The 20,866-nt window shown below is 63.0% G+C and carries 25 protein-coding genes; all 25 read right to left on the bottom strand.

From position 1 onward, the window contains the following. Positions 1 to 49: 49 nt before the first annotated feature. On the bottom strand, positions 50 to 601 hold the full coding sequence (locus EDD78_RS08745) for a YcxB family protein (RefSeq protein WP_079700050.1): 552 nt from the start codon (positions 599 to 601) through the stop codon (positions 50 to 52). Between the two features lie 97 nt (positions 602 to 698). Then, entirely contained in the window at positions 699 to 2,099 is a 1,401-nt protein-coding gene (locus EDD78_RS08740) for an oxaloacetate decarboxylase subunit alpha (RefSeq protein WP_079700051.1), read from the bottom strand. 47 nt (positions 2,100 to 2,146) lie between these two features. Further along, positions 2,147 to 2,539, bottom strand: a complete 393-nt coding sequence (locus EDD78_RS08735) for a biotin/lipoyl-containing protein (RefSeq protein ID WP_132084697.1) — start codon at positions 2,537 to 2,539, stop codon at positions 2,147 to 2,149. A gap of 35 nt (positions 2,540 to 2,574) precedes the next feature. After that, positions 2,575 to 3,975 (bottom strand): carboxyl transferase domain-containing protein, encoded by a 1,401-nt coding sequence (locus EDD78_RS08730; RefSeq protein WP_132084696.1) that lies wholly within the window; start codon positions 3,973 to 3,975, stop codon positions 2,575 to 2,577. Between the two features lie 206 nt (positions 3,976 to 4,181). After that, a complete protein-coding gene (locus EDD78_RS08725) occupies positions 4,182 to 4,493 on the bottom strand; it encodes a hypothetical protein (RefSeq protein ID WP_132084695.1) in 312 nt (103 codons plus the stop codon). Between the two features lie 77 nt (positions 4,494 to 4,570). Next, on the bottom strand, positions 4,571 to 4,954 hold the full coding sequence (locus tag EDD78_RS08720; RefSeq protein WP_079700055.1) for a VOC family protein: 384 nt from the start codon (positions 4,952 to 4,954) through the stop codon (positions 4,571 to 4,573). Between the two features lie 16 nt (positions 4,955 to 4,970). After that, entirely contained in the window at positions 4,971 to 5,756 is a 786-nt protein-coding gene (locus EDD78_RS08715) for a pseudouridine synthase (RefSeq protein ID WP_079700494.1), read from the bottom strand. 31 nt (positions 5,757 to 5,787) lie between these two features. Next, the gene (locus tag EDD78_RS08710) at positions 5,788 to 6,918 is read right to left on the bottom strand and encodes a D-alanyl-D-alanine carboxypeptidase family protein (RefSeq protein ID WP_143533599.1); all 1,131 of its coding nucleotides are present in this window, start codon (positions 6,916 to 6,918) and stop codon (positions 5,788 to 5,790) included. 67 nt (positions 6,919 to 6,985) lie between these two features. Next, on the bottom strand, positions 6,986 to 7,417 hold the full coding sequence (gene ytfJ / locus EDD78_RS08705) for a GerW family sporulation protein (RefSeq protein WP_079700057.1): 432 nt from the start codon (positions 7,415 to 7,417) through the stop codon (positions 6,986 to 6,988). Between the two features lie 29 nt (positions 7,418 to 7,446). Next, positions 7,447 to 8,139, bottom strand: a complete 693-nt coding sequence (locus tag EDD78_RS08700; RefSeq protein ID WP_132084694.1) for a DUF2953 domain-containing protein — start codon at positions 8,137 to 8,139, stop codon at positions 7,447 to 7,449. A 12-nt stretch (positions 8,140 to 8,151) separates the two neighbouring features. After that, complete coding sequence (gene scpB, locus EDD78_RS08695; RefSeq protein ID WP_132084693.1) at positions 8,152 to 8,769, bottom strand: SMC-Scp complex subunit ScpB; 618 nt, start codon at positions 8,767 to 8,769, stop codon at positions 8,152 to 8,154. Positions 8,770 to 8,771: 2 nt separating this feature from the next. Further along, complete coding sequence (locus EDD78_RS08690) at positions 8,772 to 9,503, bottom strand: segregation and condensation protein A (RefSeq protein WP_132084692.1); 732 nt, start codon at positions 9,501 to 9,503, stop codon at positions 8,772 to 8,774. After that, positions 9,503 to 10,195, bottom strand: a complete 693-nt coding sequence (locus EDD78_RS08685; protein ID WP_242942202.1) for a site-2 protease family protein — start codon at positions 10,193 to 10,195, stop codon at positions 9,503 to 9,505. The genes EDD78_RS08690 and EDD78_RS08685 overlap by 1 nt, the downstream gene beginning before the upstream one ends. A 172-nt stretch (positions 10,196 to 10,367) precedes the next feature. After that, positions 10,368 to 11,285 (bottom strand): riboflavin biosynthesis protein RibF, encoded by a 918-nt coding sequence (gene ribF, locus EDD78_RS08680; protein ID WP_165873170.1) that lies wholly within the window; start codon positions 11,283 to 11,285, stop codon positions 10,368 to 10,370. 16 nt (positions 11,286 to 11,301) lie between these two features. Then, complete coding sequence (truB, locus tag EDD78_RS08675; RefSeq protein ID WP_079700062.1) at positions 11,302 to 12,234, bottom strand: tRNA pseudouridine(55) synthase TruB; 933 nt, start codon at positions 12,232 to 12,234, stop codon at positions 11,302 to 11,304. A gap of 12 nt (positions 12,235 to 12,246) precedes the next feature. Further along, positions 12,247 to 13,194 (bottom strand): DHH family phosphoesterase, encoded by a 948-nt coding sequence (locus EDD78_RS08670; RefSeq protein WP_165873169.1) that lies wholly within the window; start codon positions 13,192 to 13,194, stop codon positions 12,247 to 12,249. Positions 13,195 to 13,216: 22 nt separating this feature from the next. Further along, the gene (rbfA, locus tag EDD78_RS08665; RefSeq protein ID WP_079700064.1) at positions 13,217 to 13,594 is read right to left on the bottom strand and encodes a 30S ribosome-binding factor RbfA; all 378 of its coding nucleotides are present in this window, start codon (positions 13,592 to 13,594) and stop codon (positions 13,217 to 13,219) included. Between the two features lie 39 nt (positions 13,595 to 13,633). After that, complete coding sequence (gene infB, locus EDD78_RS08660) at positions 13,634 to 16,102, bottom strand: translation initiation factor IF-2 (protein ID WP_132084689.1); 2,469 nt, start codon at positions 16,100 to 16,102, stop codon at positions 13,634 to 13,636. Between the two features lie 15 nt (positions 16,103 to 16,117). Further along, positions 16,118 to 16,420 carry a L7Ae/L30e/S12e/Gadd45 family ribosomal protein gene (locus tag EDD78_RS08655; protein WP_079700066.1) on the bottom strand — a complete coding sequence of 101 codons (303 nt, stop codon included), beginning with the start codon at positions 16,418 to 16,420 and terminating at the stop codon, positions 16,118 to 16,120. Beyond that, positions 16,407 to 16,682: an RNase P modulator RnpM gene (rnpM, locus tag EDD78_RS08650; RefSeq protein ID WP_079700067.1), complete on the bottom strand. Its 276-nt coding sequence runs from the start codon at positions 16,680 to 16,682 to the stop codon at positions 16,407 to 16,409. The genes EDD78_RS08655 and rnpM overlap by 14 nt, the downstream gene beginning before the upstream one ends. A gap of 35 nt (positions 16,683 to 16,717) precedes the next feature. Then, entirely contained in the window at positions 16,718 to 17,797 is a 1,080-nt protein-coding gene (gene nusA / locus EDD78_RS08645; protein WP_079700068.1) for a transcription termination factor NusA, read from the bottom strand. Next, entirely contained in the window at positions 17,794 to 18,291 is a 498-nt protein-coding gene (gene rimP / locus EDD78_RS08640) for a ribosome maturation factor RimP (RefSeq protein ID WP_132084688.1), read from the bottom strand. The genes nusA and rimP overlap by 4 nt, the downstream gene beginning before the upstream one ends. A 174-nt stretch (positions 18,292 to 18,465) precedes the next feature. Continuing rightward, a complete protein-coding gene (locus EDD78_RS08635) occupies positions 18,466 to 19,008 on the bottom strand; it encodes a stage V sporulation T C-terminal domain-containing protein (protein ID WP_079700070.1) in 543 nt (180 codons plus the stop codon). A 185-nt stretch (positions 19,009 to 19,193) separates the two neighbouring features. Further along, a complete protein-coding gene (locus EDD78_RS08630; RefSeq protein ID WP_079700071.1) occupies positions 19,194 to 20,375 on the bottom strand; it encodes a cation:proton antiporter in 1,182 nt (393 codons plus the stop codon). Continuing rightward, the gene (locus tag EDD78_RS08625) at positions 20,375 to 20,716 is read right to left on the bottom strand and encodes a P-II family nitrogen regulator (protein WP_079700072.1); all 342 of its coding nucleotides are present in this window, start codon (positions 20,714 to 20,716) and stop codon (positions 20,375 to 20,377) included. Before EDD78_RS08625 ends, EDD78_RS08630 begins: the two co-directional genes overlap by 1 nt. Between the last annotated feature and the right edge of the window lie 150 nt (positions 20,717 to 20,866).

The following is a 20,866-nucleotide window of genomic DNA, read 5'->3' as shown; positions in this document are numbered from 1 at the left end:
TTGAATATGTAAGCGCCCTCCGGCATAACCGGAGGGCGCTTGTTTTCCGCTATCTTATTTTACTGTGATACTTTTTACCGTAGCGCTCATGCAAAAAGCCGTCGAGCAGGCCGATCTCCTGCCGGCCCATGCCCTGCTTTTTCAGGATGATCACATGGGACACGCCGAGGAAGAGGTAAAAATATTCCCGGGTCTGCCAGGCGTCGGTGACCATCTCCCAGGTGTAGGTGGCGTGCCCTTCGGTCTTTTGGGAAAACACCTCGATCCGGTCGCGGTAAAGGGTGTGCCCGCTGGGATTGTTAATCGAAATGGTGTCCCCCTTGATGATCCGGCGCACCCCGAGCTCCAGCACGCCCCACTCAGCCAGGAATACCACCACGATGAAAGTAATTGCCCGCGTCAGCATTTTACTGTCATCCAGTATCAGCGCCGAGGACAGAACGACCAGCATGCAGGCGGCAATCACCACGCTGAGCACCTTAATGGTTTTGTTTTTATGGAAGATATTGAAATAGTACAGCGCCCGGTAGTCCTTCGGCGTGATGACCGATTCCACCGTGAAAAACGCTTCTTCCTGCTGCGCGTGTTCGAGCTCCTCCATCGACTATCCCCCGTTTCTTCTTTCCCTTATTTTAACACACTCCGTTCCATATGACAACAAAAAGCCCCCGGCTTTCGCCGGGGGTTTTTTCGTTATCTCAGACGGGATGGACCATGTCCTTCTTGTCGGCATGCTCGCCGTCCACGCCGTACTTCTTGTTCTTGCGCTTCTCAAAGAATTTGGGCGCCACCTGCGGGAACATCGCCCAGGTGAGGACGTCCTCCTCCTGCTCGAGATATTCGGCGGGAACCTCGGCGCGCATCTTCTCGACCTCGGGCTCCAGCAGGTCGGCCGGCCGGCAGTCGATCGGCTTCTCGTCGCCGATGATCTTCTCCCGGAACGCGGGGTCGATCGGGGCGGGGGTGCGGCCGTACTCGCCGCGCACCAGGCCCTTGAACTCCTTGGTGACCATCTTGTACCGCTCGCCCATGATGACGTTGAACACCGCCTGGGTGCCCACGATCTGGGAGGTCGGGGTAACCAGCGGCGGGAAGCCGGAGTCCTCGCGCACGCGCGGGACCTCTTTGAGGACCTCCTCGAACTGGTCCTCCTTGCCCGCCTGCTTGAGCTGGGAGATCAGGTTGGAGAGCATGCCGCCCGGGACCTGATAGAGCAGGGTGTTGGCGTCCACGCCCAGCACCTTCGGGTTGAGCAGGCCGTTGGCCAGGTACTTTTCACGCAGCTTGGCGCAGTGTGCGCGCACCACGTTGAGCTTGTCGAGATCGAGCCCCGTGTCGTAGGGCGTGCCCTGGAAGGCCGCCACGATCGACTCGGTCGGCGCGTGGGAGGTGCCCAGCGCCAGCGGGGACATCGCGGTGTCCACAATGTCGACGCCAGCCTCGACCGCCTTGATGATCGCCATCGAGGCGAGGCCGGAGGTGTAGTGGGTGTGCAGCTGGACGGGAACCTTGATGTTCTTCTTGAGCTCCTGCACCAGCTCCTGCGCCGCATAGGGGGTGATCAGCGCGGCCATGTCCTTGATGCAGATCGAGTCGGCGCCCGCGTCCTCATAGGACTTGGCCAGCTTGACGAAATACTCGATGTTGTGCACCGGGCTCAGGGTGTAGGAGATGGCGCACTGGGCGTGCGCGCCCTCCTTCTTGGCGGCCTTGATCGAGGTCTCCAGGTTGCGGATATCGTTGAGCGCATCGAAGATGCGGATGATGTCGATCCCGTTGGCAACCGACTTCTGCACGAAATACTCGACCAGATCGTCGGCGTAATGGCGGTAGCCCAGCATGTTCTGGCCGCGGTAGAGCATCTGCAGCTTGGTGTTGGGCATGTTCTTGCGGATGATGCGCAGCCTCTCCCACGGGTCCTCGTCCAGGAAGCGGATGCACGCGTCGAAGGTCGCGCCGCCCCACACTTCGCAGGAGTAGAAGCCGACTTCATCCAGCGGCTTTAACATCGGCTCCATATCGGCCATCGACATGCGGGTCGCGATCAGGGACTGATGCGCGTCGCGCAGGACGGTCTCGGTAATTTTCAGTTTACCCATGTGTTCGATAAACCCCTTTCCTTGTCAGATTGAATCCTCAAAAACGATTAGTCGAGCGAAACGAGCAGATCGTTGGAGTTGACCACGTCGCCCTTCTTGACGTGGACGGCGGCGACAACGCCCGCCTTGGGGGCCACGATGTCGTTCTCCATCTTCATCGCCTCGAGGATGACCAGGGGCTGGCCCTCGCTGACGCTCTCGCCGGCCTTGACCTTGACGTCCAGGATGTTGCCGGGCATCGGGGCGTTGACCTTCACGGCGCCGGCGCCAGCGGCGGCAGGGGCCGCAGCGGCGGGAGCCGGGGCAGCGGCCGGGGCGGGAGCGGCGGCGGGAGCCGGAGCAGCAGCCGGGGCGGGCGCGGCGGCCGGCGCGCCGGCGCCGACCTCATCCACAGAAACGTCGTAAGCCTTGCCGTTGACGGTGACGGTATATCTTTTCATCTTTCAAATACCTCCTTGATTTTTCGGGCGATTATTTACATCGGCAGGTTGGAATGCTTCTTGGGCAGACGGCTGACCCGCTTGCCGGAGAGCATGTCCAAAGCCTTGATCAGTTTCTCGCGGGTGTCCTTCGGATCGATGATGTCGCTGACGAAGCCTTCCTCGGCGGCTCTGAGCGCCGAAGCCTCGTTGTCCTTATACTCGGCCTCGACCTGCTCGCGGCTCTTCTGGGCGGTGATCTCGCCGCCCTTTAGGAAGGCGACCGCCGCGGACACGGGCAGGGCGCTGATGGAAGCGTTCGGCCAGGCCAGGGTGAGATCGGCCTGGGAGAGGGCCACATAGGCGCTGCCGACGGCGCTGCCCGTGATCAGGGCGACCTTCGGGGTGGTGGCCTCGGCGTAAACGTGCGAGAGGCGCGCAATGTCGCGGATCGAGCCCGCGAGCTCCTCAGCGCCGGCGGGGGCGAAGCCCTCGGTGTTGATCATGGTGACAACCGGGATCTGGAAGCTGTCGCAGACCGAGACGAAGCGGGCGATCCGCGCCGCGCCGTCGTGGTCGAGCACGCCGCCGGCGGTGACCATGCCCACGGTGAAGCCGGAGAGGGTGCACAGCGCGGTGTGCGCGCCCTGGCCGAAGCCGGAGCCGATCAGCAGGAAGCTGCCCTCGTCCGCGATGGCCCGCACCAGGTCGCACTTGGTGGTCTCGCCGAGGGTGCTCTCGATGGTGTCGAGCAGCGAAGCCGTCTGCGGCTCGGAAAAATCAAAGGTGGCGGCGGCCGACAGGTTGTTGGCCGGCAGCATGGAAAGGAGCTGGCGGGCCTTGGCGATCGCCTCGTCCTCGTCGCTTGTTACGATCTGGGCGGTGCCGGACTTCTGCGCCGCCTCGGCGGTGCCGGCGACCGCACCGTCCTTGGCCACGGCCGGAGGGGTCAAGAAGAGCTCGGCCTTTTCGCTCATGATCACGAAGTCGGCCGCGCAGGCCGCCATCGCGCTCAGTCCCCCGCAGACGCCCAGCACCAAAGAAACCTGGGGTACCACGCCGGAGAGGTTGTTTGCCGCCGAAAGGATTTCGCGGTAAGCGGCGAGCATCCCGTTGCCCTCGGCGATGTCGGCGCCCTTGGAGTCATAGACCCCGACCACCGGCGCGCCGGTCTTGACCGCCATCTCATAAAGCTTCACGATCTTTTTCGCCTGACTGCTGCCGACAGCCGCGCCGCGCGCCGAGACGTCCTGAGAGAACGCGAACACGGTCGCCCCGTCGATCTCGCCGTAACCGGTGATGACTCCGCACCCGGCCCCCCCGCATTTCACGAGAGCGTCCAGCTCGGCAAAGGTGTTTTCATCAAACAGCTTTACCAGCCTTTCACGGGCAGAAGAAGCCTTCCCGGCCTCAAGACGAGCGGCTGAAAGCCTTTCGAGTTTCGTTTGTTCACTCATCTTTTTTCCTCCATTTCCATTCCTGTATTTTTTAAGTAATTAAACTGCCTCACGCCGCCCTGCCGCGCCTGCCGGCCCGGCAAGACGGGAAATCGCGTAATCAAGGTTTATTATACACCTTCGTCTAATAAATAACAAGCTGTTTTCCGGCAGAAATTCATGTTTTTTGAGTGCGCTTTGCGTCCTCCCGCCCTGCCAAAAATGTCCTAGCAGCCGCAATGCCTTGGCAGGTCCTCCTGCCGCAGCTTGACGCCCGCTTGTAGTCCCAGCGCTTGCAGCTGCCTCTGGCAGCCCTCCCCCACCGCCTCGCCGATTACGCCGTAGGCGCAGCCGCGCTCATAGCCGTAGAAGAGGGCGGCGCGCAGCAGCCCGTCGAGCAGGAAGCCGTCCCCCTCCAGGGTCTCGGCCCGGGTGATGGTGAGGGTGTCCCCCTCGACGGCGAAGCGGCAGCTTCCGAGCTCCTTCCCGCCCTCCTTGGCGGTATAGGTGTCCGGCGCGGTCAGTTTGATGGTCAGCATGGTTTCAACATCCTTTCATAAAAGGCGGGCGAAGGTTTCCCCCCGCCCGCCGGTCCATTTATCATCACACAGGCGCCTCAGGCGGTGATCTCCACCTGAACGCCCTCGAAGCCGGCCACGCAGCTTTCATAGTATCCGTCGCCCGTCGTCCTGGGGCCGCTGAGCAGCTGGAAGCCGTCCGCGCGCAGCCGTTCGGTCAGCGCCCGGACCTCCTCCTCGCTCCCCACCTGGAAGGCGATATGGGAAAGCCCTGTTTGCAGCGGGTCCTTCTCCCCCTCTTTCAGCGCGGGCCGGGTCATGATCTCCAGCCGGGCGCCCCCGTCGAAGGAGAGAAAGTAGGAGCGGAACCCCGTCTTGACGTTGTAGTACCCGCCGTTTGCCCGCGCCTCGAAATAGCGGACGAAGAACTCCTTCGCCCCCTCCAGGTCGTTTACATACATGGCCGCATGTTCAATCTGCATAGCTTCTCCCCCGGCGTTATTGCCTTCGCCCCGCTGCGGGCCCCGGCTGCGGTTTTTCCCGCCGGGGCTTTTCGGCCTGCAGCGCGGCACTGCGGATCGCCCCGACCTCCTGCGCGGTCAGCTCGCGCCATCTGCCCTGCCCGAGCATGCCGAGGCGCAGCGGGCCGATGGCGGTGCGCTTGAGCCGCGCGACGGTGAGGTTCACCGCCTCGCACATCCGCCTGATCTGGCGGTTGCGCCCCTCGTAGATGGTGATCTGCAGCACGGTGCGCCCCGGTTCCTCCTCGAGCACCGAAACCTGCGCGGGGGCGGTCTTGCCGTCCTCGAGCTGCACCCCCACCGAGAGGGCGACCAGCGCATCCTCGCTCACCTTCTCGCGCACCGTGACCCGGTAGGTCTTGGCCACATGGTGGCTGGGATGCATGATCAGGTTGGCGAAATCCCCGTCGTTGGTCAGCAGCAGCAGCCCCTCGCTGTTCTTGTCCAGCCGCCCGATGGGGTAGACCTTGGCCGGCGCGTTCTTCACAAGCTCGGCCACGCACTTGCGCCCCATCTCGTCCGAGAGGGTGGTCACAAAGCCCCGCGGCTTATACAGCGCCAGGTAGACCTTGCGCACCTTGCCGCTGGTGGCGACCTTTTTCCCGTCGATGGCGATCAAATCCTTGCCGGGGTCGATCTTCTGTCCCAGGGATGCCGGACGGCCGTTTACCGTCACCCGCCCGGCGCTGATCGCCTCCTCGGCCTTGCGCCTTGAGAGGATGCCATTGTCCGACAGGACCTTTTGTATCCGTATCTGCTCCACATTGTCCTCCAATTTTTACGTCTTCCATTGTCTATTTGCGAAATAAATCCTGAAACCAGCCGATCACGCCCCGGCGCTCGCGGTAGGGGTGCAGCGCCGCGACCTCGTCCTCATAGACCAGGGGCAGGCTCAATAGGGTTTCTTCCCCGAGGCAGAGCTCGGCCCGGCCCGCCTGCTGCCCGGCGCGTACCGGCGCGTATTCGAAGGGCGGCACGCTGATTTTGACCTCCAGCCGCTCGTACTCCCCGTCCCGCAGCGGCAGGGTGGTATCCCCCACCACGGCGGCGAGGGCGAGCCCCTCCCCGCCGGCCACCGGCATCTCGATTTTGGGGAAGAGGGCGCTGACGTCCCGCCCGCTCAGCTCGGCAAAGCACATCTCGTACAGGTTCTCATGGTCCCGCCAGTCGTCCGGATCGTCCATGGTCACGCAGACGAGCTCCACCCCGTCCTTCTGCGCGGCCGAGACCAGCACCCGGCCCGCGTTGTCGGTAAACCCGGTCTTGACGCCGATACAGTTCTCGTACATCTCGAGCAGCTTATTGTGGTTCTTGAGCCACCGCTCGAAGGGCGGGTTGCCGAACTTGGTCTGCGCCCGGTATTGGCAGCAGATCTCCCGGAAGGTCTCATCCCCCATCGCGTACCGCGTCAGCTCGGCGAGGTCGCGCGCGGTGGTGTAGTGCCCGTCGGCGTCCAGCCCCGAGGGGGTGACGAAGGCGGTGTCCGCAAGGCCCAGCTGCTTTGCCCGCTCGTTCATCAGCTTGGCGAAATTGGGGATGCTCCCCGCGAGGCGCACCGCCGTGACGTTGGCCGCATCGTTGCCCGAGGGCAGGATCATCCCGTAGCACAGCGCCCGCAGCGAGACCTGGTCCCCCTCGAGCAGCCCCATCGAGGAGCCCTCGACGTGCACCGCGCCGGAGTCAACCGTGAAATAGGTGTCGATGTCCGGCTCCTCGAGCGCCAGAAGGGTGGTCATGATCTTGGTGGTGCTCGCCTGGGGAAGGCGTTCCTCCCCGTTCTGATCGTAGAGCAGCCGCCCGGTCTTCATCTCCATCACCACCGCCGCCTTGGCGGAGGTGAGCGCCTCCTCCCCTTCCCCGGCCGCGGCGGCCGGGGCGCAGAGGAGGCAGAACATCAATAAGCCAGATAAAACGCGTTTTAACACAAAACCCACCTGCCCGCAAATGATTCTCTCTGGTAATCATATGCAGGCAAGGAGGGTTCTAGTATGCTCAGATTCCGGCGCCGTCCTGATTTTTGGGCGCGGCCTTCTCGGCCGCCTTCTTCTCCTTCGCGTGCTCGCACAGCTCGCTGACCTTGTCGAAGATCTGCGGGATGAGGTTCACGATCCTATCGGCGGTGTTGTCCGCCTGGTCGACCTGGAGCAGCTTGACCGTGCCGCTCTGGATGGTGAGGAAGGCGATCGGCTCGATGGTGACCCCGCCGCCGGTGCCGCCGCCGAAGTGCTCGCCCGGGTTCTTCGAGGGGATGTCGCTGCCCCCCGTGCCGTAGCCGAAGGAGACCTTGGAGATCGGGATGATCGTGGTGCCGTCCGGCAGCTGGATGGTGTCGCCGATGATGGTGTTGACGTCCACCAGGTTCTTTAAATTTTGCAGCGTCGCGTCCACCAGGCCCGCCGACGGATGCTGATTGGGATTTGCCACTAAAATACACCGCCTTTAAATTTCAACATCTATTTATCCCCGGCCGCGGCCGGTGCTTGCTCTTCCCTTGGCTGTGCGTCGGCCGCGCCGTTTTTGCGGCGCAGGTACCGAAACAGCGCCGGGATGCTTTCTATCAGCAGCACGCCCGCCGCCATCAGCGCCCGCACCGGACGCAGCGAGAGCTTCCCCTCGAAGGCAATCGTCTCCTCCTGCTGCCAAAAGGCGGGATAGACGTTGAGGTAGAGCTCTCTCACACGAACGAAGTTTTGCAGCAGCGCCGCCGCCGTGTGCAGGTATGCGTTGTAGTTTCCGCTCTTGATCCCGGTGTCGGCGGCGTTCTCCCCGACCACCGCGATCTCGAGCTTCAGCTGCCGCACGCGTACCCCGCGCAGCAGGGTTTTCAGCGCCTTCCCGGCGCCGGCGAGCAGCTCTTTCCCGAGCTCGATCGCGTTTTTAACCGCCTCGAAGTCCCACTTCTTTTCTTCGGGCTCCTTCTCCTTTTGCTCCTGCGGGGCCTCCTGCTTCTTCTGTTTTTTCTTCCTGCGGCGCTTTGGAGGCTTGTCCTCTTTTGGCTCTTCGCCCCTTTCCGAAGGGAAGCGAAAGCGCAAAAAGAGGTAGCGCACCGTCGTTTGCAGCTCCCCGTCGAAGAGGGTCACATGCAGCGTGACGGGCAGGAGCAAAAGCAGGAGCAGTATGGCGAGGACTGATAACATGATTGCCACTGGCGGCCCTCCTTATTCCTCTTCCCCTTCTCCCAAAGGGAGGGGCTCCTCGGCGGGGAGGGTTTCCTCAAAGCCGAGCTGCCCGTCCAGCTGGCGTTCCTCCCCGCCCTCGTCTTCGCCGGCGCTCTCCAGCGAGGGGAGCTCGTCGAGGGAACCCAGCGAGAAGCAACGCAGGAAGTTGGAGGTCGTTTTATAGGAGATCGGCCGCCCGGGCAGCTCGAGCCGCCCAGCCTCCTCGATGAGGCCCTTTTCAACCAGGGAATTGACCGTCGAGGAGCTGTCCACCCCACGCACCTGCTCGACAAAGGCCTTGGTCACCGGCTGGTTGTAGGCGACGATCGCCAGCACCTCCAGCGCCGCCTGGGAGAGCGGGGTATTGCGCCGCAGGGTGAGCGCCCGCCGGATCAGCGGGGCATACTGCGAACGGGTGCAGAGCTGCACGCTCTCCTGCAGCCTCACCAGCTCGAAGGGGATCTCCTGCTCGCGGTAGAGGTCGTTGATGTTCGCAATCAGCCCGAGCGTCTCCTTCTCGTCCAGCTCCACCGCCTGGGAAAGGCGGGAAAGCTCGATCGGCTCGCCGCTGGCAAAGACGATCGCCTGTATTTCATTTTGCTTTTCTCGTAGCTGCATAGTCACCCTTCCTGCTTCGTGGTTTCGGGAACCGGGCCGCTTCTTAACATCACCAGCTCCTTGCCGTCCGGTGTGGCGCGCACCCGCTTGTCCTTGATCAGCTCGAGCACCGCCATGAAGGTGGCCACCATCTCGGGCCGGTCGCTCTGCTCGAAGAGCCCGAGGAAGTTTACCCGCGCGCGGCGGTAGAGCTTACTCAGCACAAAGGCGATCCGCGAGGCCACCGAGACCACCCGCCGGGAAACGATCCCCGAGAAGGCGGTCTTGGGCGGCGGCAGATGCCGCCTGCCCCGTCCGAGCGCCCCGAAGTAAGCGCCCAGCAGCTCCCCCGGCCGGTGGATAAGGGTATAGGTCATGTCCGCCTCGTGCTCCTCGGGCGGGCGCACAAAGCGGTCCACCCCGCGGTTTTTCTCCCCGAGCAGGGCGGCCGCCCGCTGGCAGGCCTGGTACTCGAGCAGCGCGCCGGTCAGCTCTTTTCGCGGGTCCTCGCCCTCCTCCTCGTGGCGGGGCAGCAGCATGACCGTCTTGATATAAACGAGGTGGGAGGCCATCTCGAGAAATTCACTCGCAATGTCCAGCTGGTTTTCCCGCCACTCGTCGATCGCCGCCATGTACTGCTCGAGCAAGGCGGAAATCTCGATGTCGTAGATGTCCAGCTTGTGCTTTTGAATCAGCTGCAGGATCAGGTCCAGCGGGCCCTCATACTCCTGCACCCTAAACTTGAGCTCCTCCATCAGCGCAGCAGCACCCCCGCCAGAACGTCGATAAAGGAGGTCAGGAAGTTGAGCCCCTTGAAGACATAGCCCGCCACAAAGCTGATCGGCCGGTCCAGAACCCCGGTGAAGAGCAGCAGGATGACCGCAAAATAGATGTACCGCTCGTATTCGATGAGCTTATAATAAATCTTGTCGGGCAGGAACACCCCGATGATCCGCGAGCCGTCCAGGGGATTGACCGGCAGGAGGTTGAAGACCGCCAGAGAAATGTTGGTGGTCACCATGATCCCGAGAATCTGGGTGAGGATCACCGCCAGGTCCGCCGTCCAGAGGTGGAACACCCCGCAGATGATGTAAAAAATCTTATAGATGATCAGGATGACAAAGGCCAGCACCACGTTGGCCGCCGGGCCCGCCGCGGCGGTCAGGGCCATGCCGCGCTTGCGGTTCCCCCGGAAATTGAAGGGGTTGACCGGCACCGGCTTCGCCCAGCCGATCCCGAAGAGCACCAGGGATAGGGTGCCGATCAGGTCGAGGTGGGTAAAGGGGTTTAAATTGAGGCGTCCCTGATTCTTGGCCGTGTCGTCACCCAGGCGGTGCGCCATCCACCCGTGCGCGCACTCGTGCACCGGGATACAGGTGAAAAGCACCAGGATACGCGCCAAGATGCTGAACATGTACCCGGAGGTCAGGAAGCTCAGAATATTCAAAGTCAAAAATCCTCCTCTGGAGTAATCAGATCGTCCCTAGCATTATACCGCCTGGCGCTCCAAAACACAAGCGAAGGGGGCTGCGCATCAAACTGTTTTGGGAAACTTTACATTTTCCTCATTTTTGAAGGCCAAAGGACGAAGTCCTTTGTGGGTTGAAGGACAAAGTCCTTCAACCTATACAGTGCAGCCGCGCCTGCTCGCAGTCCCGCGCGATCTGACCTTTCAGCTCCTCCAGGGAATCATAGCGCTCCTCGGGCCGCAGAAAGGCGCACAGCTCAACGCGCACCCGCTGCCCGTAGAGGTCCCGGTTAAAGTCGAGGATATAGGTCTCCGCCCCCGGGGCGAAGTGCTCGCCCACCGTGGGCTTGACCCCGATGTTGGCCACCGCGGGCAGCCGCTTGCCGTCGACGACGGCAAAGGCGGCGTACACCCCGAAGCGGGGCAGGGCGGCATTGTAGAAGAAGGGCTGGTTGATGGTCGGGAAGCCCAGCGTCCTCCCGATCTGGCGCCCGGTGCGCACCACCGTGTCGATGAAGTAGCACCCGCCGAGCAGCCGGGCCGCCTTTTCGACCTCGCCCGCGGCCAGCGCCTGGCGGATCAGGGTGGTGCTCACCCGCTCGCCGCCGAGGGTCACCGGCTTCACGATTTCCAAGTGTGCGCCATATTCCCCGCAGAGCTCCTCGAGCTCCCGCACTCCCGCGGCACCGCCCTTCGCGAAGCGGTAGTCCGCCCCGCAGCAGACTACTTTAGCCTGCAAACGGCCGCACAGCAGCCCGGCGAATTCCCGGGGCTCCATCGAGGCGATCGCCTCGAAGGGCGGCAGCACCACCAGCCGCGCGCCCGCCTCGCCCAGCAGCAGCGCGCGCTGCTCATCCGGGTAGATCCGCCCGCCCGCCTTCTTTTGCGGCGCGTGGCGGGCGGTGGAAAAAGAAAAGGCGACCGGCAACAGCCCGTCCGCCCCCTTTGCATATGCCGCGGCGGCGCCCACCACCGCGCGGTGCCCGAGATGGACGCCGTCGAAAAAGCCCAGCGCGACCGCCGTCGGCCGGGGAGGATGGATTTCCTGCAGCGATTGTATCAGCTTCACGCCTTTGATGGCTCCTTTATTTCGTATTCCCGTCCGCCTTCTGGGCGGGCCCCGGGGCGGGGCAGAAGAGCTTGATGGAGCGAAGCTCCTGTCTTTCCCGGTCCGCTGCCGCATGCGCCAAGAACTCGCCCGACGGCCCGAAGACCGCCACCGCGCCCGCGGCCTGCCCCCCGCGCACCCGGCGCAGGTCGAGCTTGACCCCGTTTTTGATCATCCGCGCCTGCGCCTCGCTCAGCTCGATCCGCGGCAGGCCCTCGAAGGCCCGCTCGATGGGCAGCAGCGCGCGCTCGGCCCGGCCCTCGCCCGCCAGCAGCTGCAGCTGCTCCAGCGTCACGCACTGGGAAAGGGTGAACCCGGCGGACATGGTGCGCCGCAGCGCCGTGAGGCAGGCAAGCGAGCCCGCCTGCGCCGCGATGTCGCAGCAGAGGGTGCGCACATAGGTCCCCTTCGAGCACTCCGCCTCGAAGGTAAATATCTGCGCATCCTCGTCAAAGTCCAGCAGCTCCAGCTCATAGACAGTCACCCGGCGGCTCGGGCGCTCCACCTCGATCCCCTTGCGGGCCAGGTCGTAGAGCCGCCGCCCGCCCACCTGCACCGCCGAATACATCGGCGGCACCTGCTCAAAGCTGCCGCGAAAACGCTCCATCGCCGCCTCGAGCTGCGCGCGGGTGACGTGGGAAGTCTCTTCCCGCAGCACCCGCCCGGTGATGTCCTGGGTGTCGGTTTCGATCCCCAGGCGCGCCGTGGCCCGGTAGCGCTTGCGCTGCACCGGCAGCAGGTCGCAGCACCTTGTCGCCCGGCCGAGGAAGACCGGCAGCACGCCGGTCGCCATCGGGTCGAGGGTGCCCCCGTGCCCCACCTTGCGGATATGAAGGATCCCGCGTATCCGGGCGATCACGTCGAACGAGGTGTGGTCCCCCGGCTTGTCCACACAGAGTATACCGTCCATCCTGCCTCCCGCCTAAGCCGGCAAAAAGCCGGCGAGCGCCTGGCGCATCGCCGCCTTGGCCGAATTGAGATCCCCGCTGATGAAGCAGCCGGCCGCGCGGGCGTGGCCGCCGCCGCCGAGCAGGGCGCAGACCTCGGCCGCGTCGATCTGCTCGCTGGTGCGCAGCGAAACCTTATACCCGTCCTCCCGCTCGCTGAGCGTGACCCCGGCCATCACGCCCTCAATCTGGCGCGGCATGGCCGAGACGCCCTCGAGCTCATCCTCCGAGGCGCCCGAACGCGTGAGGATGTCCTTGGAGATGCAGATCATGGCGCAGCGCCCGCTAAAGTCATATTCCAGCGACTCCATCACCATGCGCTCCACCGCGATCCGGCTCTTCGATTTGGTCTCGAACATGATCCGGTTGATCTCCCCCGCCTGTGCGCCCAGCCCGATCAGCCGGGCCGCGACCTCGTGGGTCTCGGCGGTGACGTTGGTGTACCGGAAGCATCCCGTGTCGGTGGTGATCCCGGTAAAGAGGCAGTCGGCGATCAGGGGGGTGACCGCCGCCCCCATCTCCCGGAAGATAAAGTACATCAGCTGCGCGGTGGCCGCCTTGCCATAGTCCAGGCACCGGCAGCGCGCGTAGTCGGTGTTGGTCTGGTGGTGGTCGATGCACAGATCGGCCTTTCCGGCATAGTGCCCGGTGCCCGGCCCGAAGAGCTTTTCATCGGCCACGTCCACCGAGACGACGAAGCGCTCCTCAAAGCCTTCGGGCTGATACCCCTTTAAAAAATACTCGTACTTCTTCGGGAAGGGGTCGGAGCACTCCACCCGCGCGCGCTTTCCCAGCGCCTGCAGCGCGTAGAGCAGCGCGAAGCTGCTGCCCAACGTGTCCCCGTCCGGGGACTTGTGCGCGACGATCACCACGTCCTGCGCCCGCTCCAGCTGCCGCGCCGTCTCCTTTACCGAAATGTCCATGCTGTCCCCTCTCCCTTTTGCCTCATTTGGATTCCTGTTCTTCTGTGTCCTGCCGCGCATAGCGCTCGTGCAGCTGCCCGAGCTTCTGCGCGATCCCGGCGCTGTACTCGATCGAGTCGTCCGCCACGAAGGTAAATTCGGGACTGCGGCGCATCTCGACCCGGTGGCCGATCTCCCGGCGGATGTACCCGGCCGCGCTGCGCAGACCCTCGACCGCCTTTTTTGCCCCCTCGATCCCCTCGAGCGAGCTGACGTACACCTTGCAGTGGGACAGGTCGTTGGTCAAATCCACCCTGACGATGGTGATCAGCCCGCCGATGCGCGGGTCCTTGAGGGTATGCAGAATGTCGGTCAGCTCCCGCCGCACATCCTCGGTGAGGCGGTCCAGCTTAAAGGCCATGAAAAGCCCTCCTTCCTGCGGAGGTAAACTCCGTCAGGTTTAATCTTCTCTGTATTCCTCGAGAATATACGCCTCGAAGACGTCACCCTCCTTGATGTCGTTGAACTTCTGCAGCGTAATGCCGCACTCGTAGGACTGGGCGACCTCTTTGACATCGTCCTTAAAGCGCTTGAGGGAGGCCAGCTCGTCGTCCGCAATGATGATGTTGTCCCGCACCACCCGGATTTTGGCGTTTCGCTCGATCTTGCCCTCGAGCACATAGCAGCCCGAAACGGTGCCGACGCTGGAGATCTTGTAGACCTGGCGCACCTCGGCGCGCCCGAGGTCGACCTCGCGGATCTTGGGGGCGAGCAGCCCCTTCATGGCGTTCTTGACGTCCTCGATCGCGTCGTAGATGATCCGGTAGAGCCGGATTTCCACCCCTTCGCGCTCGGCGTCGTCCCGCGCCACGCTGTCCGGGCGCACGTTGAACCCGACGATGATCGCGCCGCTCGCCTGGGCGAGCATGACGTCCGACTTGGAGACGCCGCCCACCGCGCCGTGGATGACCCGCACGCGCACCTCGTCGCTGGAGAGCTTCTCGAGCGACTGGCGCACCGCCTCGACCGAGCCCTGCACATCCGCCTTGACGATGACGGGCAGCTCCTTGACCTCGCCCTCGGCGATCTGGGAGAAGAGGTTGTCGAGCGTGACCTTGTGGTAGCTCTTGAAGACCTCCTCCTTCTCCTCGTACTTTCTCTTTTCGACCAGCTCGCGGGCGAGCTTCTCGTCCGCGACGGCGTTGAAGACGTCGCCCGCGCTGGGCACCTCGCCGAGGCCGGTGATCTCGACCGGCATGGAGGGCCCCGCCTCGTCAACTTTGCGCCCCTGGTCGTCGGTCATCACCCGCACGCGGCCCATGGCCGTGCCCGCGATGACGGTGTCCCCGGTGCGCAGGGTGCCGTTTTGCACCAGGATGGTGGCCACCGGGCCGCGCCCGGTGTCGAGGCGCGCCTCGATGACGGTGCCCTTGGCCGGACGGCCCGGGTTCGCCTTGAGCTCCTTCATGTCCGCGACCAGCAGCACCATCTCCAGCAGGGTGTCGATCCCCTCCTTGGTGACGGCCGAAACCGGCACGCAGATCACGTCGCCCCCCCACTCCTCGGGGATGAGCTCGTATTCGGTCAGCTCCTGCTTGACCCGCTCGGGGTTGGCGGCGGGCTTATCCATCTTGTTGATCGCCACGATGATCGAAATCCCGGCGGCCTTGGCATGGTTGATCGCCTCGACCGTCTGGGGCATGATCCCGTCGTCGGCCGCGACCACCAGGATCGCCACATCGGTGACCTGGGCGCCTCTGGCGCGCATGGCGGTGAAGGCCTCATGGCCCGGGGTGTCCAGGAAGGTGATCGGCCGCTCGCCCACCTTGACCTGGTAAGCGCCGATGTGCTGGGTGATCCCGCCCGCCTCTGAGGCGGTGACGTGCTCATTGCGGATCGCGTCGAGGATCGAGGTCTTGCCGTGATCGACGTGCCCCATGACCACCACGATCGGGCAGCGCTCCTGCAGGTCCTTCTCGTCGTCCTCCTCGTCGCTGAAGAGCCGCTCCTCGATGGTGACGACCACTTCTCTTTCGACCTTGGCGCCGAGCTCCATGGCGACCAGGGCGGCGGTGTCGTAGTCGATGATCTCGCCGGCGCCGGCCATCACGCCGTTTTGCATCAGCTTCTTGATGACCTCGGTCACCTGGATCTTCATCTTGAGCGCGAGGTCCCCGACCGAAATCTCCTCGGGGATGGTGATCTCCAGCTTCTGGCGGCGCTGACGCTCGACTTCGAGCTTGCGCATCTTCTCCGCCTCGATCTCCTTGCGGGACATCTGCTGGCGGCGGCGCTGCGCGCTGCGCTGGTTGAGCTTCTGCTTGCGCACCCCGTTGTCCTTCTTCTGCAGGTTGGTCGGGGCGATCTGCTCGTAACGCTCGTTGTATTTGTCGAGGTTGACCTGCGCCGAGCGCATGTCGACCGTTTTGGTGTCGCTCTTCTTCTCGATCTTGCGCGCGGCGGGATCGAGCGGCGCGGCGGGCGCGGCCGGGGCCTTCGGCGCGAAGGGCATCTGCGAGCGCTCACGCTGTGCGCCGCCGTTTCTCTGCTGCTGCGGGCGCTGTCCGCCCTGCTGTCCCTGACGCTGGCCGGGGCGCTGCTGCGCGGCGGGACGGGGCTGCGCATGCGCGGCAGGAGCAGCCGCCTTCCCGGCCGGGGCCTGCGGTGCGGCGGGAGCCGCGGGCGCGGGCGTAGCCGGCGCAGGAGCCGCAGGCTCGGGGGCCTTGGCCATCGCGAAGTAGGCGTCGAAATTCTCCGCCATATTCTTCTGGGTGTAGTGCTCGAAGATCAGATCAAGCTGCTGCTCGCTCAGCGCGGTCATGTGCTTGATCGTCTCCCCCTTAAAATGCTCCGAAAGCAAGGTGAGCACATCCTTGCTGGGTACCTCGAGATCCTTTGCGACCTCGTGTACTCTATATTTTTCCATCATAGTATCAAATCCTCCTCATCCTATCGGGCCGGTCAGCTTGCCTGCGAACCCCGCGTCTGTCACGGCGGCCACGCCCACTCGTTTGCCGATCAGGTACCACAGCTCATCCATTGTGACGGGCAGCTTTTGGCAGGGCACGTTTTTTTGCTCAGCCAGGAAGCGGATATCCTGCTCGGTTTTGGGTGAAAGATCCTCTGTAAAAAGGATCAGCTGCGCATTCTTTTTGTGCAACGACTCCTTTACCATGTCAAATCCGATTACGAGTTTTCCCGCACGCTTGCACATCGACAGCGTGCCCGCCAGCTTATTGCCCTCCATCGAGCAGTTCCTCTTCGAGCCTTTGATAAATCTCCTTTGGGATCTGGCAGGCCAGCGCGCGTTCGAAGCGTCTGGCCTTCAGCGCCTTGCGCAGGCACTCGATGTCCGGACAGACATAGGCTCCCCTGCCCGAGCATTTGGAGGTGTGATCCACCTTGATCTCCCCCTCTGGGGTGCGCACCACCCGGATCAGCTCCTTCTTGGGCTTATGCTCCATACAGCCGGAGCACATGCGCATGGGAATTTTCCTCTGTTGTGCCATCTTGGGGTCCCACCTCCGTTTCTATTAAAATCCCCTTAGTTTTCCTTGGAATCCGCCTTGGGGTCGTCCTCGCCGTAAAATCCGCTCTCGGGGCGGATGTCGATCTTCCAGCCGGTCAAGCGTGCTGCCAGCCGGGCGTTCTGGCCCTTGTTGCCGATGGCCAGCGAGAGCTGGTGGTCGGGCACCGTGGCCTTGCAGCTCTTGGCCCCCTCGGGGTCCACCTCGACCGAGATCACGTCCGCCGGGGAGAGGGCCGCGGTGATGAACTGCTGGGGATCGTCGGAGTACTTGACCACGTCGATCTTCTCTCCCCCGAGCTCCTCCACAATGGCCGAGACCCGGCTGCCCTTGGGGCCGATACAGGCGCCGACCGCGTCCACGTCCTCGTCACGGCTCCAAACGGCCATTTTGGTACGGCTGCCCGCCTCGCGGGCGATGGCCTTGATCTCGACGGTGCCGTCCTTGATCTCGGGGGTCTGCATCTCAAAGAGGCGCTTGACCAGCCCCGGATGGGTGCGGGAGATCATGATCCGCGGGCCCTTCTCGGCCGCGACCACATCCACCACATAGACCATCACCCGTTCGCCCTCGCGCAGCACCTCGCCGGCGATCTGCTCGCTTTTGGGGAGGATGGTCTCGCTCTTCTCGATCTCCAGCGTGACGTTCCCCTTGACGGGGTCCACCTTGAGCACCGGGGCCGAGATGATCTCGAATTTCTTATCCTCATATTTTTGCAGCAGCTGCCCGCGCTCCGCCTCGCGGATGCCCTGGCGGATGACGTGCTTGGCCGCCTGCGCCGCGATCCGGCCGAAATCCTTGGTCTCCAGCGGGATTTCGATCTGGCCGCCCTCCTGCACCGAGGAGTCGTATTGGTAGGCGTCCTGCAGCAGGATTTCGGTGTCGGGGTCCTCGACCTCCTTGACCGCGTTCTTGCGCACCGCGACGTAGAAGCGCCCGCTGTCCGGGTCGATCTCGACCACGTTCTCGTCGGTGCCGCCCACGTCCCGCTTGATTGCAATGGCGATAGCCCCCTTGATCTTCTCGATGAGCGCGTCGCGGGAAATCCCCTTCTCCTTCTCCAGAAGGCTCAATGCCTCAAAAAATTCGGTGTTCATTCTTCCCTTGCCCCTCCTGCTTCATAATCCTCATACAGCCTGACAAATGCCGCCTCTTTCTTTTCAAACGACATCTGAATATCCTTTTCCAGCTCGATGGTGACCTGCCCGTTTTCATAGCCGCACAGCGTCCCCACAAAGTCGCGCACCCCGTCCACCGGGCGGATCAGCCGTACCGCGACCGGATGGCCGAGATAGCGCTCGAAATGCCGGGGTTTTATCAGTTCCCGCTCGATCCCCGGCGAGGAGACCTCGAGGTAATAGCTCCCCGCGATCGGGTCGCGCTCGTCGATCAGCTTATCCACCGTGCGCGAGAAGGCCTCGCAGTCGTCGATGGTGACCCCGCCCTCCTTGTCGATAAAGATGCGCAGGTACCAGGAGCTGCCCTCCTTCTCATAGCGCACGTCCCACAGCTCGACCCCGAGCCCTTCGGCGACAGGCTGCGCGATCTCAGTCACGATCTGCACGGTCCCCTGTTTCTTTTCGCTGGCCATCCTTCGTCTCCTTTTTATGGCGCCCCGAGCAGCGGCGCCCGGGTTTTGCCCTTACATAAACGAAAGAGTGGGAATTCCCACTCTTTCATCCTTCGTACTATTCACCTTAATTAATATAACACATTCCAAGGCGCTTTGCAAGAGGGTTTTGCCCATATTTTCCCTATCGCGCCTTTATTCCTCCATCTGGCGGCCGAGGAACTGGCTGGCGGTGGCAATCAGCTTGATTTCGGTCTCGCCCGCCATGGTGCCGGTGTCCCCCATCAGGATCATGATGCTCCCGCACACATCCCCCGCCGAGATGATTGGGCTGCAGACCAGGCAGAAGCGGTCCACCCCTTCGACCGGCTGCAGCTTCTGCTTCTCCTCGTCGGTATAGGCATAGTTCTTGCGGTGCTCCATCAGTTCCTCGAGCGCGGCGGTGGCGCGCCGCTCGAGGAGCTCCTTCTTGGGCAGCCCGGCCACGGCGATCACATGGTCCCGGTCGCACACCACCACCGGGAAGCCGGAGACCTTGTAGAGCACCTCGGCATACTGGGTGGCAAAGCCGCTGAGCTCCCCGATCGGGGAATACTTTTTAAAAATGACCTCGCCGTCGTTGTCGGTATATATCTCAAGCGGGTCGCCCTCCCGGATCCGCATGGTCCTGCGGATCTCCTTCGGAATGACCACCCGCCCCAAGTCGTCGATTCTTCTCACAATACCCGTAGCTTTCATCGTCGTTTGTTTCCTCCCTGTATCGTAAATATAACAAAAATCGTAAGGTTACTACCTCTATTATTTACTCGGCAGGGAATTTTATGCCGCGCTCCCGGCAGATTTCTTAAATTTTGACGAAGCGCTCAAAATAAAAAATGCGGGGCTCTGGGAAAAGCATTCCCGGGGCCCCGCAGGGACATTCGTCAGGCATTTTCGGTTTTGATCTCGCCGGCCTTCACGAGGCAGAGCTTTGCCACGGCGGGCCCTATGATCTCGTAGATGAAGGTCGCGCAGAGCACCACCGCGCGGATCACCTGCGCATGCTCGGGCACCACCTGCTGCGCCACCAGCGTCAGGCCGATGGCCACGCCCGCCTGGGGGATCAGGGTCGGGCCGAGGTACTTCTTGATGGCGCTGTCCGCCTTCATCAAAACGCCGCCGAGCGTCGCGCCCAGCCACTTGCCCGCGACCCGCAGCACCACATAGACGACCCCCACCAGCCCGATGGTCGGAATGACGGTCAGATTGAGCTCCGCCCCCGAGACCACGAAGAACATCACGAAGATCGGCTGGGTTATACTGTCCGCCAGCTTCATGATGTCGTCCGGGGACTTATAGACGTTGACAAAGACCGCGCTCATCGCCATGGTGGTCAGCAGCGCCGACACGCCCAGGAGGTTGGCCAGCGCCGTCGCCAGAAAGACAAAGGCCGCGATAATGCACAGCCGGTTTCCGCTCTTTTTGAAAAAGCGCAGCGGCACGGTGAAAAGGATCGCCAAAATCGCGCCCAGCGCCAGCGCCGTGAGAATTTCCAAAAAGGGCTTGAGGATCGAAACGAGGAGCGAGCCGCCGACCCCGGCGGTCATCCCCTTGGCCAGGGTCACCGCAAAGCCGAAGGCGATCAGCGCCACCGCATCGTCGAGCGCGACCACGCTGAGCAGGGTCTCGGTGAGGGGGCCCTTCGCCCTGTACTGCTTGATGACCATGATGGTCGCCGCCGGGGCGGTGGCCGCCGCGATGGCGCCCAGCACGATCGAAAAGGGGACCGACTGGCCCGCGGCGATCAGCCCGACGGTCACCAGCACCACGGCGCCCAGCGCCTCGGTGATGGCGATCACCACCGGGGTGAAGCCGACCCGCTTAAAGTAGCTGGTCTTAAACTGGCTGCCGACCGAAAAGGCGATAAAGCCCAGCGCGACGTCCGAGACGAGGTCCAGCTTCGACACCACGTCCGCCGGCAGGATGCGCAGCACATAGGGGCCGAGGATCAGCCCCGCGAGCAGGTAGCCCGTGACATTGGGCAGCTTACAGAATTTGACCAGCCTGCCGAAGAGCAGGCCGGCCAGCAGAATGATCCCGAGATAAAACAGTATGTCCATCTCCATTACCGACCGATCCCCTTTATGAAGTCCACCGGGACTGTGAATACAATGGCCGAGTCGGGCTTGCTCAGATCGCCCACCACCCGCTCGATAATCTTGACGGCGGCCTCGACCTGTTCGTCCTTGACCACGGTGAGGATCGTGTTGTTCTCCTCCCGGTCCGGGTCGAGGATCGCCCGCAGGCTGCCTAAGAACATATCGTCCTCATGCCCGGACTGGTAGAGCTCCCTCGCCATGCCGCGGCTCTGGATGATGGTCGCGCCGCCGATCCCGGCGTCCGCGAAGCCCTCGAGGATTTCGTCGAGGTACTCAACCTTGTTGAGCACCAGCACCAATAATTTCATCGTTTCGTCCTCCCTTTCTCAAAACCAGTGCCCGGACGCTGGTTTTCATGCGTTTGAAAGGCTTCCCATTCAAGCCCGCCCTCCCCGGACACTTCCTTCTCAAAAATCCGTACCTTTTCATTTTATCACCATCGCGGGGGGCTGTAAACC

It is taken from the genome of Harryflintia acetispora (assembly GCA_004340125.1).
Lineage (GTDB): Bacteria > Bacillota > Clostridia > Oscillospirales > Ruminococcaceae > Harryflintia > Harryflintia acetispora.
Note: the sequence above shows the minus strand (reverse complement) of the source record. Positions and strands in the feature narration are given on the sequence as shown.

Excerpts from the sequence above, each read along its gene's own strand:
- EDD78_RS08745 (WP_079700050.1), bottom strand. The coding sequence starts at position 601 with ATGGAGGAGCTCGAACACGCGCAGCAGGAAGAAGCGTTTTTCACGGTG.
- EDD78_RS08740 (WP_079700051.1), bottom strand. The coding sequence starts at position 2,099 with ATGGGTAAACTGAAAATTACCGAGACCGTCCTGCGCGACGCGCATCAG.
- EDD78_RS08735 (WP_132084697.1), bottom strand. The coding sequence starts at position 2,539 with ATGAAAAGATATACCGTCACCGTCAACGGCAAGGCTTACGACGTTTCT.
- EDD78_RS08730 (WP_132084696.1), bottom strand. The coding sequence starts at position 3,975 with ATGAGTGAACAAACGAAACTCGAAAGGCTTTCAGCCGCTCGTCTTGAG.
- EDD78_RS08725 (WP_132084695.1), bottom strand. The coding sequence starts at position 4,493 with ATGCTGACCATCAAACTGACCGCGCCGGACACCTATACCGCCAAGGAG.
- EDD78_RS08720 (WP_079700055.1), bottom strand. The coding sequence starts at position 4,954 with ATGCAGATTGAACATGCGGCCATGTATGTAAACGACCTGGAGGGGGCG.
- scpB (WP_132084693.1), bottom strand. The coding sequence starts at position 8,769 with ATGCAGCTACGAGAAAAGCAAAATGAAATACAGGCGATCGTCTTTGCC.
- EDD78_RS08690 (WP_132084692.1), bottom strand. The coding sequence starts at position 9,503 with ATGGAGGAGCTCAAGTTTAGGGTGCAGGAGTATGAGGGCCCGCTGGAC.
- truB (WP_079700062.1), bottom strand. The coding sequence starts at position 12,234 with ATGGACGGTATACTCTGTGTGGACAAGCCGGGGGACCACACCTCGTTC.
- EDD78_RS08670 (WP_165873169.1), bottom strand. The coding sequence starts at position 13,194 with ATGGACATTTCGGTAAAGGAGACGGCGCGGCAGCTGGAGCGGGCGCAG.
- rbfA (WP_079700064.1), bottom strand. The coding sequence starts at position 13,594 with ATGGCCTTTAAGCTGGACCGCCTCACCGAGGATGTGCGGCGGGAGCTG.
- infB (WP_132084689.1), bottom strand. The coding sequence starts at position 16,102 with ATGATGGAAAAATATAGAGTACACGAGGTCGCAAAGGATCTCGAGGTA.
- EDD78_RS08655 (WP_079700066.1), bottom strand. The coding sequence starts at position 16,420 with ATGGAGGGCAATAAGCTGGCGGGCACGCTGTCGATGTGCAAGCGTGCG.
- rnpM (WP_079700067.1), bottom strand. The coding sequence starts at position 16,682 with ATGGCACAACAGAGGAAAATTCCCATGCGCATGTGCTCCGGCTGTATG.
- nusA (WP_079700068.1), bottom strand. The coding sequence starts at position 17,797 with ATGAACACCGAATTTTTTGAGGCATTGAGCCTTCTGGAGAAGGAGAAG.
- rimP (WP_132084688.1), bottom strand. The coding sequence starts at position 18,291 with ATGGCCAGCGAAAAGAAACAGGGGACCGTGCAGATCGTGACTGAGATC.
- EDD78_RS08635 (WP_079700070.1), bottom strand. The coding sequence starts at position 19,008 with ATGAAAGCTACGGGTATTGTGAGAAGAATCGACGACTTGGGGCGGGTG.
- EDD78_RS08630 (WP_079700071.1), bottom strand. The coding sequence starts at position 20,375 with ATGGAGATGGACATACTGTTTTATCTCGGGATCATTCTGCTGGCCGGC.
- EDD78_RS08625 (WP_079700072.1), bottom strand. The coding sequence starts at position 20,716 with ATGAAATTATTGGTGCTGGTGCTCAACAAGGTTGAGTACCTCGACGAA.